17 protein-coding genes and 1 tRNA gene are annotated in these 25,170 nt (G+C 68.3%); 11 read left to right on the top strand and 7 right to left on the bottom strand.

The window, feature by feature from the left end; translation table 11 throughout:
• Positions 1-6: 6 nt before the first annotated feature.
• The gene (locus OG225_RS00845) at positions 7-9,369 is read right to left on the bottom strand and encodes a fatty acid synthase subunit beta domain-containing protein (RefSeq protein WP_405179990.1); all 9,363 of its coding nucleotides are present in this window, start codon (positions 9,367-9,369) and stop codon (positions 7-9) included.
• A gap of 387 nt (positions 9,370-9,756) precedes the next feature.
• Between OG225_RS00845 and OG225_RS00840 the strand changes: the two genes are divergently transcribed.
• Positions 9,757-9,838: transfer RNA gene (locus OG225_RS00840), tRNA-Leu, on the top strand.
• A 1,037-nt stretch (positions 9,839-10,875) separates the two neighbouring features.
• On the opposite strand, the gene OG225_RS00835 is transcribed toward OG225_RS00840, so the two are convergent.
• The 3 genes from OG225_RS00835 to OG225_RS00825 all read right to left on the bottom strand — a co-directional run bounded on the left by OG225_RS00835 (position 10,876) and on the right by OG225_RS00825 (position 13,483).
• On the bottom strand, positions 10,876-11,298 hold the full coding sequence (locus OG225_RS00835) for a roadblock/LC7 domain-containing protein (RefSeq protein ID WP_405179989.1): 423 nt from the start codon (positions 11,296-11,298) through the stop codon (positions 10,876-10,878).
• On the bottom strand, positions 11,276-13,063 hold the full coding sequence (locus tag OG225_RS00830; RefSeq protein WP_405179988.1) for a nitrate- and nitrite sensing domain-containing protein: 1,788 nt from the start codon (positions 13,061-13,063) through the stop codon (positions 11,276-11,278). Before OG225_RS00830 ends, OG225_RS00835 begins: the two co-directional genes overlap by 23 nt.
• A 252-nt stretch (positions 13,064-13,315) precedes the next feature.
• On the bottom strand, positions 13,316-13,483 hold the full coding sequence (locus tag OG225_RS00825) for a DUF4236 domain-containing protein (protein ID WP_216910312.1): 168 nt from the start codon (positions 13,481-13,483) through the stop codon (positions 13,316-13,318).
• Between the two features lie 183 nt (positions 13,484-13,666).
• Here OG225_RS00825 and OG225_RS00820 point away from each other — a divergent pair, with 183 nt between their 5' ends.
• The 3 genes from OG225_RS00820 to OG225_RS00810 all read left to right on the top strand — a co-directional run bounded on the left by OG225_RS00820 (position 13,667) and on the right by OG225_RS00810 (position 16,231).
• Positions 13,667-14,551: an aldo/keto reductase gene (locus OG225_RS00820; RefSeq protein WP_405179987.1), complete on the top strand. Its 885-nt coding sequence runs from the start codon at positions 13,667-13,669 to the stop codon at positions 14,549-14,551.
• A gap of 125 nt (positions 14,552-14,676) precedes the next feature.
• The gene (locus OG225_RS00815; RefSeq protein ID WP_405179986.1) at positions 14,677-15,636 is read left to right on the top strand and encodes an HpcH/HpaI aldolase/citrate lyase family protein; all 960 of its coding nucleotides are present in this window, start codon (positions 14,677-14,679) and stop codon (positions 15,634-15,636) included.
• A gap of 22 nt (positions 15,637-15,658) precedes the next feature.
• The gene (locus tag OG225_RS00810) at positions 15,659-16,231 is read left to right on the top strand and encodes a flavin reductase family protein (RefSeq protein WP_405179985.1); all 573 of its coding nucleotides are present in this window, start codon (positions 15,659-15,661) and stop codon (positions 16,229-16,231) included.
• A 7-nt stretch (positions 16,232-16,238) separates the two neighbouring features.
• Here OG225_RS00810 and OG225_RS00805 read toward each other — a convergent pair whose 3' ends face one another.
• A complete protein-coding gene (locus OG225_RS00805; protein WP_405179984.1) occupies positions 16,239-16,946 on the bottom strand; it encodes a GntR family transcriptional regulator in 708 nt (235 codons plus the stop codon).
• Between the two features lie 227 nt (positions 16,947-17,173).
• Between OG225_RS00805 and OG225_RS00800 the strand changes: the two genes are divergently transcribed.
• The 6 genes from OG225_RS00800 (at position 17,174) to OG225_RS00775 (ending at position 22,818) form a co-directional block, all read left to right on the top strand.
• Positions 17,174-18,550 (top strand): LLM class flavin-dependent oxidoreductase, encoded by a 1,377-nt coding sequence (locus OG225_RS00800; protein WP_405179983.1) that lies wholly within the window; start codon positions 17,174-17,176, stop codon positions 18,548-18,550.
• Between the two features lie 25 nt (positions 18,551-18,575).
• The gene (locus tag OG225_RS00795; RefSeq protein ID WP_405183145.1) at positions 18,576-19,760 is read left to right on the top strand and encodes a CaiB/BaiF CoA transferase family protein; all 1,185 of its coding nucleotides are present in this window, start codon (positions 18,576-18,578) and stop codon (positions 19,758-19,760) included.
• A gap of 28 nt (positions 19,761-19,788) precedes the next feature.
• On the top strand, positions 19,789-20,688 hold the full coding sequence (locus OG225_RS00790; protein WP_405183144.1) for an HpcH/HpaI aldolase/citrate lyase family protein: 900 nt from the start codon (positions 19,789-19,791) through the stop codon (positions 20,686-20,688).
• 33 nt (positions 20,689-20,721) lie between these two features.
• Complete coding sequence (locus tag OG225_RS00785) at positions 20,722-21,174, top strand: hypothetical protein (protein WP_405179982.1); 453 nt, start codon at positions 20,722-20,724, stop codon at positions 21,172-21,174.
• Positions 21,175-21,278: 104 nt separating this feature from the next.
• The gene (locus OG225_RS00780; RefSeq protein WP_405179981.1) at positions 21,279-21,944 is read left to right on the top strand and encodes a hypothetical protein; all 666 of its coding nucleotides are present in this window, start codon (positions 21,279-21,281) and stop codon (positions 21,942-21,944) included.
• 325 nt (positions 21,945-22,269) lie between these two features.
• A complete protein-coding gene (locus tag OG225_RS00775) occupies positions 22,270-22,818 on the top strand; it encodes a cysteine hydrolase family protein (RefSeq protein ID WP_405179980.1) in 549 nt (182 codons plus the stop codon).
• On the opposite strand, the gene OG225_RS00770 is transcribed toward OG225_RS00775, so the two are convergent.
• Both OG225_RS00770 and OG225_RS00765 read right to left on the bottom strand, forming a co-directional pair.
• Complete coding sequence (locus tag OG225_RS00770; RefSeq protein ID WP_405179979.1) at positions 22,815-23,741, bottom strand: LLM class flavin-dependent oxidoreductase; 927 nt, start codon at positions 23,739-23,741, stop codon at positions 22,815-22,817. The genes OG225_RS00775 and OG225_RS00770 overlap by 4 nt on opposite strands.
• Before the next feature lie 11 nt (positions 23,742-23,752).
• Positions 23,753-24,316 (bottom strand): hypothetical protein, encoded by a 564-nt coding sequence (locus OG225_RS00765; protein ID WP_405179978.1) that lies wholly within the window; start codon positions 24,314-24,316, stop codon positions 23,753-23,755.
• Positions 24,317-24,631: 315 nt separating this feature from the next.
• Here OG225_RS00765 and OG225_RS00760 point away from each other — a divergent pair, with 315 nt between their 5' ends.
• Positions 24,632-25,126 (top strand): DUF4254 domain-containing protein, encoded by a 495-nt coding sequence (locus OG225_RS00760; RefSeq protein ID WP_405179977.1) that lies wholly within the window; start codon positions 24,632-24,634, stop codon positions 25,124-25,126.
• Positions 25,127-25,170: the final 44 nt, after the last annotated feature.

Here is a 25,170-nt window from a genome sequence, read left to right as displayed (position 1 = left end):
CGCAGCCTACGACGCGGCGGGCCCGACGGGGGCCGAACCGTCGACAGCGGGTTGACCTGTGTTGCCACCGAAGCCGTTCGCCCGGTACGTGCCGTCCGTGGCGAGGCGGGCCTCGGCCGAGAGCAACATATCCGCTTCGAGCTGGCGAACCTTGGCCGCGGGCGTGCCCTCACCGCCGAGGCGGCGATCCGCGGGACGCTCGTACAGCGGTGTGCCGCCGCACATGGCCTCGGCGAAACGCTGCCGTCCGGCGAGCTGACGCTGCTCGGCCCGGCGCTGGTACTCCTCACGCCGTCCCGGCTCGATCGCCGCGACGAACGCCTGCGGATGTACCACCGCGAGCAGTCCGGAGACATGCCCGAAGCCGAGCGAGGTCACCAGACCCGCCTTCAGCCCGAACTTGTCGCCGAAGCGCAGCGGTTCGCGCGCCCACACCAGATGCGGGTATTCCCGCATCTTCTCGTCCACACAGTCCAGACTCCGGTTCGGCGGCACCACACCCTGTTCCAGCACCTGGCACAGGCCGATGAGCTGGAACGCGGCCGCGCCGCCCTTGGCGTGTCCGGTCAGGCTCTTCTGCGAGACGACGAACAGCGGAGCGCCTTCGGTGCGTCCGATGGCCGCCGCGAGCCGCTCGTGCAGTTCGGACTCGTTGGGATCGTTGGCCGCGGTGGAGGTGTCGTGCTTGGAGATCACCGCGATATCGTCCGCGCCCACACCGAGTTTGCGCAGGTCGGCCGCGAAGCGGGATTCCCGTCCGCCACGACCCGCACCGAGCGCGCCGAGTCCGGGCGCCGGAATGGAGGTGTGCACGCCGTCCGCGAAGGACTGCGCGTAGGCCACCACACCGAGCACGGGCAGGCCGAGTTCGAGCGCGACGTCACCGCGGGCGAGCAGAACCGTACCGCCACCCTGCGATTCCACGAATCCGCCGCGACGACGGTCGTTGGCGCGGGAGAAGTACCTGTCACTGATGCCCTTGGCACTCATGACCGCCGAATCCGCGGTGGCCGACATATCGCCGAAGCCGACGATGCCCTCGATACCGAGATCGTCGAAACCGCCGGCGACCACGACCTCGGCCTTACCGAGCCGGATCTTGTCGACGCCTTCCTCGACCGATACCGCCGCCGTGGCGCAGGCCGCGACCGGATGCACCATCGCGCCGTAGCTGCCGACGTAGGACTGCACCACGTGCGCGAGCGCCACGTTCGGCAGCGCCTCCTGCAGGATGTCGTTCGGGCGCGGCTCGCCGAGCAGGTTGTCGACGTAGAGCGAGCGCATCGAGGACATCCCGCCCATGCCGGTGCCCTGGGTGTTGGCGACCAGACTCGGATGCACCCAGCTCATCAGTTCGGCCGGGCTGAACCCGGAGCTGACGAACGCGTCCACCGTGCAGGCGATGTTCCACAGCGCGACCCGGTCCACCGAGGACGCCATATCGGCGGAGATTCCCCAGATGGTCGGATCCCAGCCGGTGGGGATCTGCCCGCCGACGGTGCGCGAGAGCTTCGCCTTGCGCGGCACCCGGATCTCGGTGCCCGCCTTGCGTGTCACGGTCCAGTCGCCGGAATCGGCGACCGGGGTGATGACGGTGTGCTCGGGATCGGCGGCGTGGAAGGCGCGGGCCTCGGCCTCGCCACCCACCGTGAACGCCAGGTCCTGATCGAGGAAGACCGAGGTCATCAGCGGCGCGGCGTTGTCGACCATGGCGCCGTCGTCGCCGTAGCGGCGCACGCCGCAACGGGCGACCACGGTGTCGTGATAGCGCTCGGCCAGTTCCGATTCCGGCACGAGATCACCGGATTCGACGTCGTACCAACCCGGCTTGGGATCCTGCTCCCAGGTGACGAGGCCGGTGGTCCAGGCCAGCTCCAGCACGCCGGCGGCGGACAGCTCGTCGGAGACCTCGACCTCGAAGCGGGTGCGCGAGGACCCGTACGGGCCGAGTTCGCCCGCGCCGACGATGACGACCATATCGGCGAGATCGGCGGTCACCTCGCCCCATTCGGGGACGGGAAGCGCCGAACTGAGGGTCGGCGGCGCGGGCAGCGCCGAGATGGTCACGGCACCCGTCTCGTCGGTCTCCTCCGCCGCGGCGGCTTCCTCGGCGGCCTGCTTGGCCAGTTCGGGAAGGTTGAGCTTGACCCGGGCGAGACCGCCGGTCAGGTCGATCTGCTGCGGACCGGTGGTGGTCACCTGGCGGGCACGCGAGGTGCACCACTTGAGCAGTTCGTCGGCCATCTCGAGGGTGGACCAGGTGTGCACACCGGCCTTCTCCACCACCGAGACCACGGGATCGTTGTGGCCCATCAGCCCGGTGCCGCGCACCCAGCCGATCAGCGCGTGCACCAGGGTCACCCGCGCGGACCACGACTTCTCCACCCGCGAGCGGGCGACGAGGGCGTCGAGCGCGGCCTTGGACTCGCCGTACGCGCCGTCACCGCCGAACATGCCGCGGTTCGGTGAACCGGGCAGCACCACGTGCAGTTTCGCGTCGACATCGTGGTCGGCGCCGATCGCGGACAGGCCTCCGATCAGCCGCTCGACCGACCAGAGCAGCACCTTCATCTCGATTTCGGCGCGGGGGCCCGCGTCGGAGAGATCGCCCGCGACCCGCGGCGCCGCGAACGGCAGCAGCAGCGACGGCGTCATCGCGTCCTTGATCTTGACCTTCGCGCCGCCCGCGTTGTCGACCTGCTCGTTGCCGACCCAGTCGATCAACGCGTCGATGTCCTGGTAGGAGGCCATATTCGCGGGCACGACCCACAGCGCGGCACCCTGGCGGGCGTTCTCGCGGTAGAGCGTGCGGTAGAAGGCGAGACGTTCGTCGTTCAGGCTCGAGGTCGTGACGATCACGGTCGCGCCGCCGCCGAGCAGACGGCCGGTGGCCGCCGCCGCGATGGAACCCTTGCTCGCGCCGGTGATCACCGCGATATCGGAGGACCACACGCCGGGCTCGTCGGTCTGTGCGGCCGCCTCGGCGATGCGTCCGTAGACACCCGCCAACACCGAACGGGCCTCGTGCTTGGCCCGCTCGCGCCACCAGCCCGCCTGCGCGGCAACCGCTTCGCCCGCGCCGACGAAACCGTCGATCGCCACGTCGTCGGTATCGGTGGCCAGCCACAGCCTGGCCAGATCCTCGCGGGCGGTGGCCCAGCGATCGTCGATGAGAACGGCCTTGCGGGCGTCGAACGCGGGCGCGACCAGTCGCGGCCAGTCCGAACCCAATTCGGCCGAGACCAGATCGACCAGCGATTCGTCGGCCGCCTCGACCGCCGAGAGCTGTTCGTTCAGGCCGAGTTCGCTCAGGATCACCCTGGCCGCCTTGGCGAGCACGCCGTCGCGCCCGGTGATCTGCTCGGTGAACTCACCCAGCGCCGCCGCGTCGACGGTGCCGCCACCGCCACCACCGGTCGCGGGCAGCGAGACCGCCACACCGCGCCTGGCCGCGACCGACTGCACCGCGGCGTCGATGGCCGCGTCGACCGAAGCGCCGTCACCCAGCGCGCCGCCGACGAGTCCGCCGAGATCGCCGCCGCGCACGCTGGCGCCTTCGCGGGTGCCGAGGGAGACCTCGGCGGTGACATGGTTGGCCCAGCCGTCGCCGAGTTCCCAGACCTTCTTCACGCGTTCGGCGATGGCCGCGGGCCTGCGCCCGGACGGGCCGAACACCTTGCGCAGGTGGTCGCCGATCGAATCGGAGAGCACCGAGCCGAAGGGCTTGTAGGTACGCGCCAGCCGTTCCACGGTGGCCGAGAGCGCGCCCATGTCGGCGTCGGCGGCACCGTCGATGGCACCGAGCGACAGCTCCGCGCCGAGGTCGACGAGCAGCTGGTTACGCCGGGAGGAGACGCCGTCGCACAGACCCTCGATGGTGTCCACCGGACCGATCTGGTCCATCCGCAGCTTGGTCCACAGCGCGATGAGCACGCGGGTGGCGTCGGCGGCGGTGAAGGCGATGTCGTCCGGGCGGGGTCCGCCGGAACTCGCGACCGGGGCCGCGGGTGCGACGGCGACCGGTGCGGCGGCGGGAGCCGCCGCGGCGGCGACCGTCTCGGCGGCCTCCTCCGGCTCGTCGGCCGGGGCCGGATCGGTATCGGTCGAGTAGACGATGCCCGCCTCGCGCTCGATATTGAGCACCTCGACGGTGGCGGTGCCGAAGCTCGGGAGCTTCAGGGTCTGGCTCGCCAGGTTCGCCACGGTCGGCGTCGCGCCGAGACCGATCTCGACGAACCGCTCGACCCCGAGCCCGCCGTGCGCGGTATCGGTGAACAGCAGGTCCTGGGTCTCGATCCAGCGCACCGGGCTGGCGAACTGCCACGCGAGCAGTTCGATCAGCACCACGCGGCACAGTTCGGTCGGGCGCTGCGCCCAGCTGTCGAAGTCCGCGAGCACGGCGGCCAGCGGCTCCGACGGGACCAGATCCGCGATCTCCTGGACGAAGGCGCGCTCCAGCGAGAACGGCCTCGGCACCAGGTTCGGGATGTAGCGGCCGAGCAGGACCTCCGGGTGCAGATCCGCCGGAAGCAACTGCTCGAGCTTGTGCCGGAACTCGGGAACGCCCTTGCGCAGCACGGTCGAGTGGAACGGCACGTCGATGCCCGGCACCAGGATGAAGGCCCGCTTGCCACCGAATTCGGCACGGCGACGATCGATCTCGGTCTCGAGAGCCTCGAGACCCGCGACCGTGCCCGCGATCGCGTACTGCGAACCGCGCAGGTTGAGGTTCACGACCTCGAGGAATTCGCCGACCCGCTCGCCGACACCGGTGATGAAGTCGATGACCTCGTCGTCGGGCAGTCCGATCTGCGACGGCCGGATGGCGGCCATCCGGTAGTCGCTGCGGCCCTTGGAGTCACGCGGCACCAGCTCGTGCATGGCCGAACCACGCTGGAAGACCACCTCGAGGACGGCCTCGAGCGGCAATACGCCCGCCACCGCCGCGAGGGCGTTGTACTCGCCGACCGAATGTCCGGCCAGCATGGCGCCTTCGACGAAGGCTCCGGCCTCGCGCAGTTCGGCGACCTGGGCGACACCGAGGGTCGCCATCGCGACCTGGGTGAACTGGGTCAGGTGCAGCACGCCGTCGGGATGACGGTGTTCGACGCCGCGCGCCTTGAGGTAGGTCGGGTTGTCGCGGACCACGGCGAGGATCGAGAAGCCGAGCGCCTCGCGGGTGTGCTTGTCGGCGCGCTCCCAGACCTCCTTGGCGGCCTTCGACCGGGTGCGGGCGTCCAGACCCATCCCCTTGCGCTGGATGCCCTGGCCGGGGAAGGCGTAGACGGTCTTCGGTGCGGCGGTGCGACCGGTCGCGGTCATCACCAGATCGCCGCCGGTGCGGCAGGACACCTCGACGATCTCGCTGCCCGCGTCCACCGCGACGCGCTCGACGCGCACGTCGATCCGCGCGCCCGGACGGACCATGCCGAGGAACCGGGTGGTCCACGCCGTGACGGTGCGCGCGGGAATCGAGCTCTCCGGATCGACGGCCGACACCGCGTGCTGGGCGGCGGCCGACAGCCACATGCCGTGCACGATCGGGCTGCCGAGTCCGGCCAGTCTGGCGGCGGATTCACTGGTGTGGATCGGGTTGTGGTCACCCGACACCGCGGCGAAGGCGTGCATGGCGCGCGGAGCGACCATGGTGACATCACGACGCCTGCGACGCGGGGTGTCGGTCGCGGAGTCGGAGACGGTGCCCGCCGCGCGCGGCGGATCGGAGAGTTCTCCCGCGCCGTTGCGGCCACGAATGGCGAAACGCTCGGTCAGCGTGGCGACGGTCGGCATGGACAGCCCGGTCTCGGGCTTGTCCAGCATGCCGGTGATCTTCACCGTCACCTCGACGACGCGACCCATATCAGTGTCGACGGTCTCGCCCGCCGTCGCGCGCACCACGAGAACGCTGGTCTCGGAGGGCAGTTCGCCGTCGAGTTCGATCCGGTGATCGAGGTGGACCAGGTCGAGCATGCCCTCGATGACACTCGCGCCGTCGGCGGTGCGGGTGGCGCCCAGCACCGCGAAGACGGCGGGCCAGCACGCGCCGACCAGCACATCGGGCACGGTCCGGCCGAGCGTGCTCAGCGAGGACGGCAGACCCGAACCGGTGACGCCCGCGTGGTCGGCGATCAGATCCGGGGTCCACGCGACATTGAGGTGGGCGACGCCGCTCTTGACCTCGGGCAGCGCCTGCCCCGCCGCGACGGCGAGCAGCGCGGACATGGCGGTTTCGGCGTCGGCCTCGGTGATGACGGGCGCGCCGCCGTTGTAGAGGGAGGCGGGGACGGTGATCCTGATCCGCACGGCATCGCGGCCGAGCAGCGGAACACTCAATTCGACGTAGGAGTTCTCGGCGTCGGCACCGGTGGTCTCCACCAGCGTCGCACCGGTGCGCGGGTGCACCGCGCCCTTGCTGTCCACGGTCCACTCGGCCGGAGCGCCGAGGCGGTGGACCGGGTTGATGGTGGTGCGTCCCGACCATTCGACATCGGGCGCGGCCAGCACCACGTCGACCGGGCCGCTGGTCACGCCGGCGGCGCGTCGTGCGTCGACCTGGCCGGGGACCACACCGGAACGCACCAGCGAGTACGCGGTGTCCTGTTCGAAGCGGTCGAGCAGTTCGCCGACCGGCTCGTCGACGCGGGTGATGCCCGCGACCGCGACGGTGCCGGGGATGACGCACACCTGATCGGCCGAGTAGCGCGGGTCGTGCGCCTGCCACAGCGAATCCGAACGCCACCAGCGACGCACGTCGCCGTCGACGACGGGCACGAAGTTGACCGGCTTGCCCGGGATCTTGCACAGGGTGACGAAGAACGGCACATCCGCCGGATGCAGCAGGGTCCGCTCGGCCGTCGGGTACTGCTCCTTCAGCGCGCAGATCGCGTCGACCGGACGCTCGAAGGCGTCGTCGGCGGCGAACAACGTGGGGATCTCACCGCGATCGGCCGGGTTGAGCCGGGATTCGGTGCGCCGGATCATCTCCGCGAACCGGTCGCGCCAGGTGATGTCGAGCCACACCGAGCGGGTTGCGTCGATGATGGCGTCGCCGATATCGCTGCCGCAGTCGAAATCCTTGCGGCGGTCGAGGCCGACGGCCAGTTCGACGTAGCGCTCGAGCCATTCCAGGTAGGTCATGGTGGCCACGTCGCCGAAATACGGCTTGGCGGTGGCGTTCAGCGCCGCGATGATCTCCTCGCGGCGTTCGGCGACCGCGTCGGAATCGCCCGCGACCTCGTCCAGCAGGCGGCCGGTGCGCGAGGCGGCGTTGTCGATCTCGTGGATGTCGGCGCCCAATTGGCTACGACCCGAGGCCATTCCGCCGTTCGCGGTGCCCGCGCCGACCCAATCCGGAGTGCCGGGGGTATCGACGAGCAACTGCTTGACCTCGGGGGCCGTCGTGGCTTCGAGCGTCGCCATAGCCGCGGTGCCGACCAGCACGCCGTCGAGCGGCATCACCGGGTAGCCGTGCGCGTCCGACCATGCGCCGGTCAGGTATTCGGTCGCGCGTTCCGGCGTTCCGATGCCGCCGCCGACACAGATGACCACGTTGGCGCGTTTGCGCAGTTCCGCGTAGGTCTCGAGCAGCAGGTCGTCGAGGTCTTCCCAGGAATGGTGACCGCCGGCCTTGCCGCCCTCGATATGCATGATCACCGGGTAGTCGGGGACCTCGTCCGCGATGCGGAGCACCGCGCGGATCTGCGCGACCGTGCCCGGCTTGAACGCGACGTGCGAGATGCCGACCTCGGTGAGTTCCTGGATCAGCGCGACGGCCTCTTCCAGTTCCGGGATACCCGCGGTGACGATGACGCCGTCGAACGGCGCGCCCGCACTGCGCGCCTTCTGCACCAGGCGCTTACCGCCGAGCTGGAGCTTCCACAGGTAGGGGTCGAGGAACAGCGAGTTGAACTGCACCGCGCGCCCGGGATGCAGCAGCGTCTTCAGCTCGGCCACGCGGTCGGCGAAGATCTGCTCGGTCACCTGACCGCCACCCGCGAGTTCCGCCCAGTGCCCGGCGTTCGCCGCGGCCGCGACGATCTTCGCGTCGACGGTGGTCGGGGTCATGCCCGCGAGCAGGATCGGCGAACGACCCGTGAGCTTGGTGAAGGAGGTCTCGACGACGATCCGGCCGTTCGGCAGGCGCACCGGGCGCGGCGCGTACGCCGACCACGCGGGGGCGACCTCGGGCGCGGCGCCCGGGGTCAGCAGGCTGCGCTGTCCCGTGCGGGTGGCCGCGGCGACGATGCCGACACCGGTCCCCTTCAGCGAACTGCCGGTGACCCGGCTCAGCAGATCACCCGGGCCGAGATCCAGAATCCATTCCGCGCCCGCGGCGACCACCTCGTCCACGGTGCCGACCCAGTCGACCGGATCGACGAGGATCTCCTTTGCCAGCCTCGCGGCCAGCTCCTGGTCGATCCCGCACTGTCCGGCCCAACCGGTCACCACGTCCACCGTCTCGGCCAGTGCCGGGTGGTGGAAGGCGACGTCGACCAGCAGGTCCTCGAAGACGGGGGCGAACACCGCGCCGCCGAACTGCTTGGCCTCGCGTGCCTTGGTCTGCTCGTCGTGGATCTCGGTGCAGCGCTGACGAACCCGGTCCAGCTGGGCCGGGGTGCCCGACAGCACGACGCGCCTGCGTCCGTTGCGGATCGAGATCACCGCCGCGGCGTTCGGATCGACTCCGGCCGACACCTCGGCGAGCACCTCGCGCAGCCGCTCGGGGTCGACATTGGACACCGCGACCATCGAGGAGCGCTCACCCACCGGCATCAGCCCGCGCCGCCGTGCGACCAGGCTGCCCGCCGCGCCGACCAACTGCGCGATGGCGAGCAGTTCCGCGTCGCGAGCGCCGCCGGTTTCCACCGCCGCCGCGGCCAGCCGTCCCTGGGAATGGCCGACGACGGCCACCGGGGCGTTTTCGGCCGGATCGAGTCCCTGCAACCGCAGCGCGCGCAACGCGGCGAGCTGCGCCAGCAGCACACCGGGCATCGAGACCGCGGCACTGCGCAGCACGGCCTCCGACGGCGCGCCCGAGGTCTCACCCTGATCGGCGTCGACGAGCTCTTCCTCGAGCATCCACGCGATCGGGTCGAACCCGACGGGGCGCACGACCAGCAGTTGCCGCGCGACGGGTTCCAGCATCGCGGCGGCCTCGTTGACCAGGTCGGTCAGTTCCGGCTCCAGCGCGCTGTCACGCCCGATCTCTTCCAATTCGCCGAGCCATTGGGCGCCCTGTCCTCCGAACGCGAGCGCGTAGGGCGCTCCGTCCAGCAGACGATCCAACAGCGGCGCCCGCACCCCATCCCGCTGGGGGGTCGCCTTCGCGCTCGGTCCGGTCCCGGTCTCGGTGCTCTCGTTGATCGTCAAGACGCTTCGACTTCCTTCTCCTGGCAACACACCCCTGTCCGGTGCGTCGCTCCCTCCGGTTCGCACTACTCCGCAACCTCTAGGCCTGTTATGGGCGAGGATTCCACAGAATCATGAGGAAATCCTCACGTTTCTCCCCGGCCCCCACTCTTACCCCTCGGTATTCAGGTACGAAAGTGCCAGAATTATTAGGAACATGACCCTTCCTCATATTTGAACCCGCAGGTCGTTTCAGTTACCAACGCGTACGAAACATGAGCGCTCCTCATGTTGACCGTTGCGAAACCGTTATAATCCCAGGTCGGGTTACCGGCGAGTACGACACTCGCCACATGAGCTTCGCGATCGCGGTCGAGGCCGGTAGAGTTTGGACGGTCGTACCATCAAGCGCGAGTGGCGAAATTGGCAGACGCGCCAGATTTAGGTTCTGGTGTCCACGGACGTAGGGGTTCAAGTCCCCTCTCGCGCACAGTTTCACGTCATCCGTGACACCTTTTCCGCCTCGCGCCGGAGTACCTTCGCACCCGCGGAGGACATCGACGAAAACACACTCCCACCTGCACAGATACATGACACGTCCGCCGGACGCGGACCCATCGATCGCCTGCGAGGAATTTGCTGACGGGTGCGATCGGCAGTGATCGCGCCGGTCACCCCGCTGCGACCGCTGTTGCAGGAACCTGTTCACCGACCGCAGGTCACGAACCGCTCGGTCCGTAGCCCCTACTGCCTCTCCCCCTGGGAAATCCGCAGTTCTTCGGCGACGGAAGCCGTGTCGTCGGCGAGCACATCCCTACTGCACTGGACTTTTGTCCAGGAACCCCGCTCGAACCCCGACCACTCGACTACAGCAGACGAGGACATCCACATCGCCGCGAGCGGTCACTTCCGCGCTCCCTATCGATTTCGGCGTCGAGCGGACCACACACAACGACCGCGCCCCGCCTCATCGAACACCGCGCGGCGACCGGCTGCCGGGCCGCCACGAGACCGCTCGGCGTCGGTCGCGGTTCCGCAGCGAGTCGCCGAGTTCTAGGCGTCGAACAGCAATTTCTTATCCGCGCGGCGGGTCTGCGACTGTTCGAGGAGGCCGGACCATGGCGGCGTCGACCCTCCGTGCGGTGTCGACCGGAGCGCGACTGCTGCCAGAACTCAGCACGGTGGCGTGACGGAGGCCACCGGCGGAGCGGCGATGGCGTCGGAGGCGAATATCGCGGAGAGAGCGACCAGCGCCGTGACCTGACAGACAAGTAGAACGGCCGCGATCGACGTAGCGAATCACCAGCAGTGTCAGGAACTCGCGGTTGATGAACAACCGGTCGCGACCGATCTTCAGGTCCCTGAAGCGGGCCTGCCGTCACAAGATCCTGAAGCCAAGCGGTCGCGGTCGGCCGTGCAACTCCGTAGCGCGACGCCGGATACAACGGCCGCAGGTCTCCGGCGGCAAGATCGGCACGCGCGGCTGGACCCCGGCCACCGGCGGTATCACGCACTGACCCCGCGCGCTCACGGCTTTCGCGCGCCGACCTCGTCCAGGGTCGGACGCGCGTCGACCGAGAGATGGGCGCCGACGCGTTGCACGGTCTGGTTCATCTCGTAGGCCACCATGCCCATATTGGCCGTCTCCACGGTCAACAGGGCCAGGCAGGCGTTCTCGCCCGCCGCGGTGATGAACAGCACCGCCTCGTCGAGTTCGACCACCGTCTGGCACACACCACCGACGTCGAAATGCGCGCCCGCGCTACGTGCCACACCGTGCAGAGTCGAGGCCATCGCACCGAAACGCTCCGCGTCGGGCTGATCCATCGACCCGCACTGGCCGAGCAACAGACCATCGGTGGACAACACGATGGCGAAACGGACATCGGGCAGTCGCTCGATGAGATCGTCGAGCAACCAGTCGAGGCTACGGGGCTTGGAGGTTGTCACCGGCACCTTCTTGTCGATCGGACTGCGTAATAGGTATGTCTATCTCGGCCCGATTCGTGCGGCCCTGGCGGGTACCACTCTCGATCGCCGACATCAGATTGCGGGCCTCGTCGGCGGACCGTCGCCGCGGCGAACGCGCGGACCCGGTCCGCGCGCCGGTGCTGCCCGCGGCGGCCTCCTCGGCGGCGCGCTGCCGCCGGGGCAGCGCCGGTTTCTCCTGCGACGGATGCACGGTCCAGTCCGCCGTCGGGTCGAATGTCGGGATCGACTTCGACGCGTAAGCGGGTGACGATCGAGAATCCTCGGCCGGGGCGTGGCGCTCGTCGGATCGGTCGTCACCGATGGCGACGAGCGTATTGGGGATCAGCACGATCGCTTTGATGCCGCCGTAGTCGGATTCGGTCAACCGCACCGAGATCCCGTGGCGCTGTAACAGTTTCGCGACCACGAACAGGCCCAGCCCGGCGTCGGTCGACAACGCGGCGACGCTGAAGTCCGGCGGCTGGGTCAGCAGCGCGTTACGTTCGGCGAGTTCGGTCGCCGACATGCCGAGGCCCTGGTCTGCGCCCCCGACGGCCACCCCCTTGCCGACCTGACTACCCGAGATCTCGACCCGCGACTGCGGCGGTGAGAAGGCGGTGGCGTTATCGGTGAGCTCGGCGATGAGATGGATGACGTCGGCCACCGCGCCGCCGGTGATCCGCAGATCCGGAAGCTTTCCGGTGTTGATCCGGGTGTAGTCGAGACTCTCCGCCACCGAACCCCGGACCACGTCGATGAGCGGCACCGGATTACGCCAGCGCCGACCGGGTTTACGGATTTCGGTGGTGGCGTTCGTCCATTCGCCGATGCTCAGCGGGAGGTCCGCCGGAGCGGGCGCGGTGGCCCGCCGGGTGGTGTTCGTGGTCGACGCGCGACCACCGACGGGGTCGTCCGACGAGGCCACCGTGGTGTCCGGCGCGGCGATCACACCGCGAGCGATGAGCGCGTCGCCCATCGCGACGAGCTGCTGCCATGCCCGACTGTCGGCGATCGCACCGAGCCGAGCCCGCCGCTGCCCGGTCAGGATCGCGTTCGCGTAGATCAGTTCGGCACGGGCGTCGCTGATATTGCGTGTGAAATCGGCGAATTGAACCGGGGTGATCCGATTCGTGATCAACGCGGTCGACCCGATGCTGAGCCCCTTCGAGATCGCCTCCGCGGCGCGCAGCATCGGGATCCCGCGCACCATGTCCACCGCGATGGCGGCGTCGGGCGCGACCGTCGCGGCGATCAGATTTCCCGAAACGATGGTGTCGATGATCGCGCTGAACGCGCCGAAAACCTGCTCCGACGGCAGCGCACGCGCGTCGATTCCGCCGCGCAGCATCGGCATCGACCGGAGCAATTGATCGATACCGGACATGTCGTCGGCGAGTTCGGGCCGCACCTCGGCCGAGGTCTGACTGTAGGTGAGCAGGTACGCCAGCGCGCTGTCGGAATTCTTCCTGGCGGTGACCAGGGTGTTGTTCGCGGATTCGTCACCGGCCGGCACGAGCATGGTCGCGGCCCGCTCGGACTGGAACGCCTCGATCATGGTGATCGCGGGCGTGGTCGTCTCGCCCGCGAACTCCGCCCAATCCTTGGATTTACGTCCGTCCTGGATCAGGTACACCGCCGCGCCGATACCGACGCCGAGTAGCGCGATGCTGGGGATCAGCACGATGACGAGCAGCCTCGCCCGCACTCCGAGCGGTGTGCGCCGCCCTCCGCGAGCGAGCACCACGGCCGAGAACCCCCGAAACAACCTGCGACCGAACACCAATGATCGTGCCTACTTCTGGGCGTTCCGCCCCTCTGTGACCGGCTTACAGCAACCGCGAGTCGATGTGTCTCAGGTCACTTTATCCTCGAGTAACCGGGTTACGCAAATAAATTCCGATAGCTGGGCAATCGCCCTCGCGGGCGGGCGGCGCGGGCGATCGGCACTACACCGCCGCGGGCACATCCACGGCGGTACCCGGAATCCGGGCTCGGTTCAGCGCTGGCGCCAGCTCAGCGGACCCGGTAGGTCGACGCTGTTCTTCTTGGTGCGCGAGTTCCACGACCACGGACCGATTTTGATACCCCACGAGGACAGGCCCGACTGGGTGAAATTGAACTTCAGCGGTCCGAAGGATTTGCGCTGACGGAACCTGATGGGCATGCGGCCTCCCTGACTTGTCCCCAGGGTAGCCGATCGAGGTTGGCTCCCAAGGGTTTCGCCGCATCCGTCGCAGTCGGTCGACAATCGATGACGGGCACGGCACCACGAGGACGAACCAGGTACTGCCGGTACCTGGTCGGGCGGTTACTCCACGAAGTCCCCCGCGCGCCTAGGGTCGAAAGCATGACCATTCCGAATCTCACCCTGAACAACGGCGTCACGATGCCCGCCATCGGGTTCGGCGTCTACCAGACCCCACCCGCGGAGACCATCGCCGCGGTCGACAGGGCGCTGAGCACCGGGTATCGGCATATCGACACGGCGGCGGCGTACGGCAACGAGCGGGAGGTCGGCGAAGCGGTCCGCCGCTCCGGACTCGACCGCGACGACGTCTTCCTGGAGACCAAGATCTGGATCTCCGACTTCGGCTACAGCGAGACCCTGCACGGATTCGACAAGAGCGCGGGCAAACTCGGGGTCGACCGGATCGACCTGCTGATCCTGCACCAGGCCCTGCCCGACGAATTCGAGCTGACCGTCCAGGCGTACAAGGCGCTGGAGAAGCTCTACGCCGACGGCAAGGTCCGCGCGATCGGCGTCTCCAATTTCATGCCCGACCACCTCACCCGGCTGCTCGCCGAGACCGAGATCGTGCCCGCGGTCAATCAGATCGAGGTGCACCCCTACTTCCGCCAGTCGGAACTGCTCGCCGTCGATACCGAGCACGGCATTCTCAACCAGGCCTGGTCCCCGATCGGCGGCATCACCTTCTATCGCGACGGCTCGAAGGGCTCGACCCTGAAGGACCCGGTGATCGGCGAGATCGCCGCCGCGCACGGCAAGTCGCCCGCGCAAGTGATGCTGCGCTGGCACACCCAGCAGGGCAGGCAGGCGATTCCGAAGTCGGTGACGCCCTCGCGCATCGCGGAGAATTTCGACATATTCGACTTCGAACTGAGCGCCGAACAGCTGTCCGCGATCGACGCTCTGGACACCGGTATCCGCGGCGGCCCCGAACCCGAGGCCATGACCCGCCAGCGATTCGGCATGCCGATCCCGGAGGCCTGAGAGTCGACGCGGCGGCCGGGGAGTCGCGACCATCGAGGTCGATCGGCCGCCCGCCACTGCCTCAAAATATTATAAGCCATCTGATATATTGACGCCGTCGATTTCGCCGAAGGGAAGTACCAGCAGTGACGACACGCCCCACCCGACCCCGCCGCACGACTCTGGCCGTACCGGGATCCAGCCGGAAGATGATCGACAAAGCGCGCGATCTCGACGCCGATTCACTGTTCCTCGACCTGGAGGACGCGTGCGCGCCCGCGGCGAAGGCGGACGGGCGCAAGATCATCGCGAGTTCCCTCAACGAGGGCGGATTCGGCGACAAGACCCGCACGGTCCGGGTCAACGACTGGACGACACCGTGGACCTACGCCGACGTGATCGAGGTCGTCGGCAACGCGGGCGCGAATCTGGACTGTCTGATGCTGCCCAAGACGCGCGGCGCCTCCGATGTCGTCGCGCTGGATCTGCTGCTCACCCAGGTCGAGAAATCCGAGGGGCTCGAGGTCGGGCGGATCGGCCTGGAGATCCAGATCGAGAACGCGCAGGGCCTGCTCGCGCTGGAGGCCATCGCGACCGCGAGCCCGCGCATCGAGACCATCGTCTTCGGTCCGGCCGATTTCATGGCCTCGATCCAGATGAAGACGCTCGTCGTCGGGGAGCAGCCGCCCGGATACGACGTCGGCGACGCCTACCACCATATCCTGATGAGCATTCTGATGGTGGCCCGCGCCCACGATCTGCAAGCCATCGACGGCCCGTACCTCGCGATCAAGGATCTCGACGGGCTGCGCCGCGTCGCCCAGCGTTCGGCCGCACTGGGTTTCGACGGGAAATGGGCGCTGCACCCGACTCAGATCGACGTGCTCAACGAGATCTACAGTCCGCGCCAGGGCGACTACGACCACGCCGAGAACATCCTCGACGCCTACGCCTGGCACACCTCGGGCGCGGGCGGGCATCGCGGCGCTGCCATGCTCGGCGACGAGATGATCGACGAGGCGTCGCGCAAGATGGCGCTGGTCGTGTCGGCGAAGGGCAGGGCGGCGGGGATGTCGCGCACCGATATCTGGCAACCCGCCGAATGAGCGCGAACACCCGGAGCCGACGATGACCACCCCGCCCACCGGGCCCGGTGGCCGCCACCGCGCGGCCGAAAGCGCTGACCACGAGGAAGTTTCGGCGGAGCGGTTCCGTTCCGCCTTCCGAGGCCACCCCGGCGGCGTTTCGGTGATCACCGCCGACGCGGGCGCCGGGCCGGTCGCGTTGACGGCGACCTCGGTCGCCTCGGTCAGCGTCGAGCCGCCCGCGTTGACGTTCTCGGTCTCCGAACAGTCATCGAGCGCGCCCACCCTGCGCGAGGCCGACACCGTCGTGGTGCATCTACTCGCCGCCGACCAACTCGATCTCGCCGAACTGGGGGCGACCAGCGGAATCGACCGATTCGCCGATACCTCGATCTGGCGGCGACTGCCCACCGGTGAACCGTATTTCCCCGCCGCGCGCACCTGGGTGCGCGGGCGAATCACCGCGCGACTGGACGTCGGCGACCCGCGCAGTTCGAGCGTGCTCGTCGTCGAGGCGCTGGAGATCTCGGGCGACGACCGGGGCGAGGCCGCCGCACTCGTCTATCACGATCGGGTGTGGCACCGGCTCGGATCGCATTCCCGGATCGCCGGGTAGGGACCGGCTACCCGGACGGTGCGCCGAGTTCGGTGTCGGCCAGACGCGCGCTCAACAGTTCGGCGGCGGCACGGAAATGTTCCTCGGTGACGGTGCGGGCGGCGACCGAATCGCCTTTCGCGAGCGCGGAGACGAGCAGTTCGTGGTCCTCCACCGAACACGGCACCTGTTCGGGGAACAGTTCGAAGAAACGCCTCGGCACCATCCGTCCGGCGTCACCGAGCATCCCCTGCAATCGCGTCGAACCGCAGGCCCGGTTGATCTCGCGGTGGAACAGCCAGTTCAGGGTCGCGACATCCTCACCCGCCTGCGCGGCGATCCGGATCTCGCGATGAAGTTCGCGCACCCGAAGCAGCTGACGCGGCGTGATCTTCTGCGCCGCCCACTGCGCGGCCACGCCCGACAGCGCGGCCATCAGGGTGAAGTTCTCCAGCGTCGATTCGGCCGACACCCCGATCACGATGATGCCGCTGCGCTGCGCGACCCGCACCAGTCCCTCCTGCGCGAGCACGAGGCACGCCTCACGAACGGGCGTGCGGCTGGTGCCGAATTCGGCCGCGGCGGCGTCGAGATCGATGCGGGAGTCGCGGGCGAGTTCGCCCGCGAGGATGCGTTCGCGCAGGACATCGGCGAGACGTTCGCGTTCGGTACGTTTACCGCCTGCCTTGTCGTCGACCTCGCCGACCGGCCATGGACCGCGCTCGGGGACGGTCATCGACCGCACCGACCCGGGTATCGCACGACCGCGCACGCGCGCGAAGGATCCGGCGACGCGTCGACCCGGGAGAACTCCATCGGGTCATTCTCGCTCACCGTGTCCCGGCGTCGGCAGACACCCGTCTTCGCTCACCTCCCGGCATCGACGTCGAGCTTGACAACGACGCCCCACCTCTTAAATATATCAGTCATAATCTGATATATCTTCCTACGAGAGGGCTCCCGATGTCCACACCAAGATCCGACCGCATGACGCTGGTCGCCTTCATGCAGGCGTCGAACGTGTCGGTGTACTCCGGTTCGTGGCGCTACCCGAGCTCGGCGCCGGACTACCTGAACCTGCGCTACTACCAGCGCATCGCGCGCACGCTCGAAGACGGCTGTTTCGATCTGATGTTCTTCGACGACCGGCTCGCTATGCCCGCGATCTACGGCAACTCGGTGGCCGACGCCGTCAAATACGGTGCGCGCCCGATCAAGCTGGATCTCACCGCCGTCCTCGGCGCCGCCGCGGCCGCCACCGAACACCTCGGACTCGGCGCGACCTACTCGACCACCTACTACGAGCCGTTCCACGTCGCACGGACCTTCGCCACGCTCGACCACCTCAGCGGCGGACGGGCCGCGTGGAACGTCGTCACGTCGGTCAACGACGCGGAAGCCCAGAACTTCAGCGTCGACGCGCATTCCGAACACGATCGGCGCTACGACCGCGCCGAGGAGTTCATCGACGTGGTCACCAAACTCTGGGACTCGTGGGAAGACGACGCCATCACCGGCGACAAGGAGGCCGGTGTCTTCGCCGACCCCGACAAGGTCCACGAACTGCATCACAAGGGCGAATTCTTCACCGTGCGCGGGCCGCTGACCGTGCCGCGCACCCCCCAGGGTCGCCCGGTGATCATCCAGGCGGGTCAGTCCGGACGCGGACGCAGTTTCGCGGCGAAATGGGCCGACCTCATCTTCACCGGCGACCCGAGTCAGGCGGTCGCGACGGAGCACTACCGTCAGCAGAAGGAACTGATCGCCGAATCCGGGCGCGAACCCGATTCCGTGCGCATCCTGCCGATGGTCTACGTCATCGTCGGCGAGACCGAGCAGATCGCCGCCGAGAAGGAGGCCGTCTTCCTCAACGAACTCGTGCATCCGATGGCCTCGCTGACGCTGCTGTCGGAGGTCACCAACCACGATTTCTCCGGGCACTCGCTCGATGACGTCGTCACCGACGAACTCATCGATTCGGTGTCGGGCATCCGCGGTCTGGTCCAGGGAGTCAAACGCCACGTCGGCGAACAGCCGCTGACCCTGCGCGTGCTGGCCAACCATCGCGCCACCCTCTTGCAGGGGCCGCGCTTCGTCGGCACCGGCGCGCAGATCGCCGAACAGATGCAGCAGTGGTTCGAGTCGCGGTCCTGCGACGGATTCGTCGTCGCCGCCACGCATTTCCCCGGAGCTTTCGAGGATTTCGTCCGGCTCGTCATTCCCGAACTCCAGCAGCGCGGACTCGCCCGGACCGAATACAGCGGCAACACCCTGCGCGAGAACCTCGGACTCGAGCGACCGGCGAACGTCTTCACCCAGGGGGTGCCCGCCGGTGTCTGACACCACGTCCGCACCGCGCAGCCGGATGCTCGAAGGCATCCGGGTGCTCGATATGGCCACCCTCGCCGCCGCGCCGCTGGCCGCCACCTACCTCGGCGAATTCGGCGCGGAGGTGATCAAGATCGAACAGCCGCGCGGCGGCGATCCGATCCGGGGCTGGGGCGCGCAGAAGGACGGCGTCGGCCTGATGTGGAAGAGCATCGGGCGCAACAAGAAGTCGGTGACCGTCGACCTGCGCACCGCCGAAGGGCAGTCCCTCGTCCGCGATCTGGCGCGCACCTGCGATGTCGTCGTCGCCAACACCCGGCCGCACACACTGCGACGGTGGGGTCTGGACTACGACACGCTGCGCGGGGTCGACAGTCGCGTCGTCATGCTGCATATCACCGGCTACGGGCTCACCGGCCCGAAATCGACACGTCCCGGTTTCGGCACCCTCGGCGAGGCTATGAGCGGATTCGCCCACACCACGGGCGAATCCGACGGGCCGCCGACGCTGCCCGCGTTCATGCTCGCCGACGGCGTCGCCTCGCTGAACGCCGCGTACGCGGTCATGATGGCGCTCTACCACCGCGACGTGCACGGCGCGGACGGCCAGTTGATCGATATCAACCTCATCGATCCACTCGCCCGACTGCTGGAACAATCGCTGGTCACCTACGACCAGACGGCCACGATTCCACGGCGGGCGGGCAACAAATGGGATATCTCCGCCCCGCGCAACACCTACCGCACCAAGGACGACAGGTGGCTGGCCATGTCGGGCAGCGCGCCCACCATCGCGCTGCGCGTCTTCCGGGCGATCGGTCGCGCCGATCTGGCCGAGGATCCCGACTTCTCGGATCCGCAGCGCAGGCTGGCCCGCTCGTCCGAGGTGGACGCGATTGTCGCCGAATGGGTCGCCGAGCGGACACTGGCCGACGCGATGGCGGTCTTCGACGAATTCGAGATCGCGGCCGCACCGGTCTACGACGTCTCGGAACTGATCGACGACGAGCAGATGCGCCACCGCGGGGTCTTCGTGCGCATCGAGGACACCCAACTCGCCAGCATGCTCGTGCAGGCGCCGGTGCCCCGGTTCTCCGACAGCGCGGGCATCGTCGACGGGCTCGGCCCCGAACTCGGCGCGCACACCGCGGCGGTGCTGAGCGAACTGCTCGGGCTGTCCGACGCCGATATCGACGCCCTGCGACAGCGCGACGTCATCTGATCACCCACCCGTTTCAGGAGAGATGGACATGATTGCCTTCCGCAGGCGTTCGGAATTGGCCACGCCCGCCACCAACGACCGGATGTTCGCCAAAGCGGCGGCCTCCGACGCCGACCTGGTCTTCCTCGATCTGGAGGACGCCGTCGCCCCGGCGCTGCGCGAACAAGCCCGCGCCGAAGCCGTCACCGCGCTCAACGATCAGGACTGGGGATCGACCGCGCGCGCGGTGCGTATCAACGGCATCGACACCAGATGGGCCTACGGCGACATCATCGAGATCGTCACCGGGGCGCGCGAGAACCTCGACACGATCATCGTGCCCAAGGTGACCGCGGCCCGCGACGTCTGGTGGGTCGATGTGCTGCTCACCCAGATCGAGGCCGCCCTCGGCCTGACCGAACAGATCCGCCTCGAAGTCCTCATCGAGGACGTGGCCGGAGTCGCCAACGCCCAGGCCATCGCGACCGCGAGTCCGCGACTGGACGCGCTGATCTTCGGCGCGGGCGATCTCTCGGTCTCCCAGCACGCCCGGGTCGACACCAATTTCAAACCGCGCGTCAGCTACCCCGGCGATTTCTGGCACTACGCCAGGATGCAGGTGCTGACCGCCGCCCGGGTCGGCGGACTCCTCGCCATCGACGCGCCCTACCCGGATTTCAAGGACGAGAAGGGGTACGCCGAGGACGCCGAACACGCCGCCGCGCTCGGCTTCGACGGCAAATGGGCGATCCACCCGGCGCAGATCGCCATCGCCAACGAGGTGTTCTCCCCCACCGAAGCCGAAATCCAGCGGGCTCGAAGGAATCTGGACGCCTATCGCGCGGCCGAGGCGCAGGGACTCGGCGCGACCAGTGTCGACGGGCAACTCGTCGACGCCGCGCACGTGAAACTCGCCGAGGCGGTTCTCGCGCAAGTGCCGGGGGCATAGACCCGCCATGACGACGAAGACGCGGTAACCGTGATGCGCCGACAATCCCGATCGGCACCCGTGGTCGGCCTGCTCGACAGACAAACCACCGACCACCCGGTGACCTGGGTCGTCGGCGCACCGGATACCGGCGCGCTCGAACACGCCGTCCGGATCAGGGCCGAGGATCTGCGCGATGCGCAACGACAGTCGGCGCGCGTGCGCGCCGGGTCGTCGACGCCGCCGCTGGTTCTGCTCGATATCGAGGTGCTCGTGGATATCTCGGCGGACGCGGCGCGCGGGCACCTGCCCGACTCGTCCGATATCGCCGACGATCCGCCGATATCGTCCACCAGCTATGTCGGCACCGTCACCGGACTGTGCGGGCTCATCCGCGATCTGCATGCGCTGGGGATCGCGGACGGTGTCCTGCTGATCCCGCTGAGCCCGGATCCGACGGTCGAACTGGTGAAGAGTTCGCTGCCGTTGTTCTTCACGCCGAGCTGACGGCACCTCGCGGGTGGACGGCGATCCCGAGCCGTCGCCGTCGGACTCCCGCGGACGATCCCGTGGCCGCTGGACCTGTCGGCCCCGGACGCTACTCTGCCGGAATGGTCAGTCCCGATACGGCTCTGCGCCGCCTGCTGCGGGAGACGGGAAAACTGCTCGAGCCGTACGGCTTCGGCGGCTCCGAACCCACCTGGATCCGGGTCGAACCGGGCGGAGTCGCCTCGGTCGGACGCACCCGGGTCTCCCGCACCTGGACCGACGGGCAGCAGACCCTCCGATTCGGCCTGCGCCTCGACGCCGCCCCCGCCGCCTGGTGGGAATTCCGCAACTGGCGCGACACCCGCCTCGGACTCGCCCCGACGTCACCGGAGAACGCCACCGGCCCCGGTCTCGTCGAGCCACACCCGCCCACCCTGGAACCGCCCGAGTCGTGGTCGCTGCGGGTGGATCCGGAGCGGGCGGGTCAACACGCGGCACAGGCCGATATCGACGTCATCCGCGCCGAACTCCCCCGCCGCGTACACGCCTACGCCCGCCGCGCCATCGCGCTGATACAGCCCGACCGGTACCTCGACGAACTGCTGGCCCACCCCGAACCCGATCTCGACACGCGACGCGCGATCGTCGTCCTGCTCGCCGACCGCGGACCGGGACCGGAACTCGACGACGCGATACACCTGCTGCGGCAAGCGATCTCGGAACAGGAGGCATCGGAGTACGTGGAGGAGGTCGTCACCTACGCGCGCACCCGCGCCGCCCTGGTCTGATCAGCGACTCCGATCGGGCCCACGAACGGACTTCGGCGGAGTTGCCTCCGGTTCGCGGACGTGCGTTGGCAAGGGGCGCGAGGTGGTCGCCCTCCCCCTCGTCGACGAGGGCCACCACCGACTACGCCCCCGAATCCCGGTGATCGCGGGTGAGCGTCGCGCGGGCGATCACCTGTCGATCACCGAGGATAAGGTGACCCTAACCCACGGGATTTGCCGACACCAGCCGTTCGCTCGGCAACCCCTGTTGCCCGGCCCGTTCGGTCGGCGCTACGTTGCGTAGTAGTAGATCTCCGTCGTACCGACGTATCCCGGAAGGCATCGAATGTCTCGGCAAGCCCTCATGGTCATGGATATCCAGAACGCCGTGGTCGCCCGGTACCCCGATCCCGCCTACCTGCCCCGGCTGCGCGAGGCCATCGCCCGCGCTCGGGCGGGCGGTATTCCGGTGATCCACGTCGTCGTCGGATTCCGGCCCGGGTATCCCGAGATCAGTGCGAACAACAAGATGTTCGGCGGACTCGCGCGACGAGCGGCCGCCGCGGGCGAGGAGATCGGGATGCAGATCCACCCCGAGATCACACCCGAACCCGGCGATATCGTCGTCACCAAACGGCGGGTCAGCGCCTTCGTGGGCAGCGATCTCGACGTGGTGCTGCGCGCGGGCGGTATCGATCATCTCGTGCTGACCGGTATCGCGACCAGCGGAGTCGTCCTGTCCACACTGCGGGAGGCCGCGGATCGCGATCTCACGCTGACCGTGCTCGCCGACGCCTGTCTGGACTCGGACTCGGAGGTGCACCGGGTACTGACCGAGAAGGTCTTCCCGATGCAGGCCGAGGTCACCACCGTCGCGGCATGGACGCCCGCCTAGAACTCGGGCAGCACCCGCGACGCGAGAAGTTCCAGCGACAGGTCCGACGCGCGGTCGTGGGTGAACAGGATGACCTGACCGAAGCCGGTTTCGCGTAGCTCTCGCAGGCGTTGGACCACTTCGGGCGCGGTGCCGACGAGTCCGCCCTCGGCCAGTCCGTACGCGGGTGCGCCGAAACGCTTCTCGGCCTTGGCCTTGACCTGGGCCACCGAGGCGTCGTCCGGGGCCAGCGCCATGACGGCTTGCAGCGACAGCGTGATCGACGACGGGTCGCGGCCGATGTCCGCGCAGCACGATCGCAGCACGTCGAGTTTGCGATCGAGTTCGCCGAGCGCGTAGGTCGGGACGTTCCACACGTCGGCGTAGCGGGCCACCAGCGGCAGCGTGTACTTCTCGCCGACACCGCCGATGACGATCGGCGGCCGGACCGACGGCGCGGGAACCACGGCGACGTCGCGAACCGAGTAGTGGTCGCCGGTGAAATCGATCCGCCGGTCGGTGAAGGCCTGGGTGAGGATTTCCAGGGTTTCGGCCAGCCGCCCCGAGCGATCGGCGAACGATCCCCACGGCAGACCAGCCCGCGCGTGTTCGTCCGCGATGGAGCCGCTGCCGAGTCCGAGCGCGAAGCGGCCGGGTGCGATCTCGGCGAGCGTGGTCGCCATCTGAGCCAGCAGCGCCGGGTGACGGAACTGGTTGCACAGCACCAGGTGGCCGATGGTGAGCCGTTCGGTGCGGCTGAGCAGTGCCGTGGCCAGGGTCCAGGCTTCCAGCGACGGGAGGTCGGGGGCGCCGGGTCCGTACAGGTGGTCGTAGATCCACAGCGAGCCGATGCCGAGTTCGGCACAGCGTTGCGCGCGATGGAGCAGTTCGGGATAGGAGAAACCGATCTGCGGCAGGTAGACGCCGATATCGAGATCGCTCATCGCGTGGCCTTTCATTCCAGGACTCGACGCAGGAAGTCGTCGACGTCGGCGCGGGCGAGCCCCGGCGTCGTGCGGTGGTCACCGTCGTACACCTGGAATTCGTAGCGGGTGCCCGCCGCGCTCATCCTTGCCAACAGCACGGCCGTCGCCGGGATCGGGACGGCGAGGTCGGTGTAACCGTGGGCGAAGAAGATCGGGCGGTCGTATCCGTCGGCGGGTACGGCGGTGTAGTCGGCGACGGCGCGGCGGAACGCGGGATCGTCGAGCGGCCTGGCGAGCATCGATCCGATCGACGCCCCTCCGATGATCGAGTGCCACCGGTTCTGGCAGGTGCCGACGAGTCGGTCCAGGATGTCGACCCCGCGCGGTGAGAGGTAGGAGTTCACATCGATATCCGGCCGGACCGTGCGCAGACCGAGCAGGATGGCGGCGGCGTACTCGTTCAGTCCGTCGATGCCGGGCACCTCCGGGAACGCGGGCCCGAAAAGGCCGAACGCGTATTCGACGGTCGCGGTGGCTTCGGTGCGCAGATGCTCGGCGGCCGCCGAGCCGATGGCCGCGAGGGGCATAACCATCACGAAAACCGTTGTCATCACACGTAAGAACACGTTCGTCGACACAGTAACCATGGTCCCCGCCGTTATCGGAACTTCATTACCCTGATATGAGAACATCATTTCCATCGGTGATAAGATGCTAACCATACGCCCGATTGCCGGGTTGGGGACACAGCGGAGTGAACCGATGGCAGAAGTATCGACCACGCCAACCCACGACGGCGGCCTCGAAACGTGGACGGCCCCCATGCGAACACTACGACCGGGGCATGGAACCACCCATCACCGCGCGGACGGCCTCTTGTCGCCGACGCCGGATCGCTCTCGGATCGAATGGTGAAGACGTTGAATGGTTCCTCACCACTGAAACCGAGGATCACCGATCCGTTCGCCGAACCCGAACAGTTCTTCCCGTCCTCGGAACTGCTCTCGGCTATCAGCGGCCACTGCGTCGCGGATCATCCGATCACCCGCTGGTGCGTGGATCTGGTCGGCATCCATCGTGACAGCACCGCCGAAGGCTGCGACGAACGACTCTCGGCCAAACGTCGCGCCGACATCATCCGCGATATCGACATGTGGACCAACCATCACGTACCCCAGCATCTGAACGGTTCGCGGCTGCACACCGAGACCATCGGCGCGGTGATCGACAAGATCGCCAGGGCCTACACCCGGTTCCAGACCGAGATGTCGCGGCACGCGCCGGGTGATCCCCGGGTGCACGGCGCGTGGCACTGTGTGGCCGAACTCGTCGTCGCCTATCGCGATCTGGCCGCCGAGGTGGTGCGGGGACAACGCCGCCTGCCCGACCGCTCCTCGGACTGACACCGCCCCGAACACCCCCGCATACGTCGTCGAAAACCCCCGGA

The sequence above is a fragment of the Nocardia sp. NBC_01377 genome (assembly GCF_045040005.1).
Classification (GTDB): Bacteria; Actinomycetota; Actinomycetes; order Mycobacteriales; family Mycobacteriaceae; genus Nocardia; species Nocardia noduli.
This window is presented reverse-complemented; position numbering and strand designations above follow the sequence as displayed.

What these genes read in the sequence shown, in the direction of transcription:
- OG225_RS00825 (WP_216910312.1), bottom strand. Translation starts at nt 13,483, where the DNA reads ATGCCCATCAGGTTCCGTCAGCGCAAATCCTTCGGACCGCTGAAGTTC.
- OG225_RS00820 (WP_405179987.1), top strand. Translation starts at nt 13,667, where the DNA reads ATGACCATTCCGAATCTCACCCTGAACAACGGCGTCACGATGCCCGCC.
- OG225_RS00810 (WP_405179985.1), top strand. Translation starts at nt 15,659, where the DNA reads ATGACCACCCCGCCCACCGGGCCCGGTGGCCGCCACCGCGCGGCCGAA.
- OG225_RS00805 (WP_405179984.1), bottom strand. Translation starts at nt 16,946, where the DNA reads ATGACCGTCCCCGAGCGCGGTCCATGGCCGGTCGGCGAGGTCGACGAC.
- OG225_RS00800 (WP_405179983.1), top strand. Translation starts at nt 17,174, where the DNA reads ATGTCCACACCAAGATCCGACCGCATGACGCTGGTCGCCTTCATGCAG.
- OG225_RS00795 (WP_405183145.1), top strand. Translation starts at nt 18,576, where the DNA reads ATGCTCGAAGGCATCCGGGTGCTCGATATGGCCACCCTCGCCGCCGCG.
- OG225_RS00790 (WP_405183144.1), top strand. Translation starts at nt 19,789, where the DNA reads ATGATTGCCTTCCGCAGGCGTTCGGAATTGGCCACGCCCGCCACCAAC.
- OG225_RS00785 (WP_405179982.1), top strand. Translation starts at nt 20,722, where the DNA reads ATGCGCCGACAATCCCGATCGGCACCCGTGGTCGGCCTGCTCGACAGA.
- OG225_RS00780 (WP_405179981.1), top strand. Translation starts at nt 21,279, where the DNA reads ATGGTCAGTCCCGATACGGCTCTGCGCCGCCTGCTGCGGGAGACGGGA.
- OG225_RS00775 (WP_405179980.1), top strand. Translation starts at nt 22,270, where the DNA reads ATGTCTCGGCAAGCCCTCATGGTCATGGATATCCAGAACGCCGTGGTC.
- OG225_RS00770 (WP_405179979.1), bottom strand. Translation starts at nt 23,741, where the DNA reads ATGAGCGATCTCGATATCGGCGTCTACCTGCCGCAGATCGGTTTCTCC.
- OG225_RS00765 (WP_405179978.1), bottom strand. Translation starts at nt 24,316, where the DNA reads ATGGTTATGCCCCTCGCGGCCATCGGCTCGGCGGCCGCCGAGCATCTG.
- OG225_RS00760 (WP_405179977.1), top strand. Translation starts at nt 24,632, where the DNA reads ATGGTGAAGACGTTGAATGGTTCCTCACCACTGAAACCGAGGATCACC.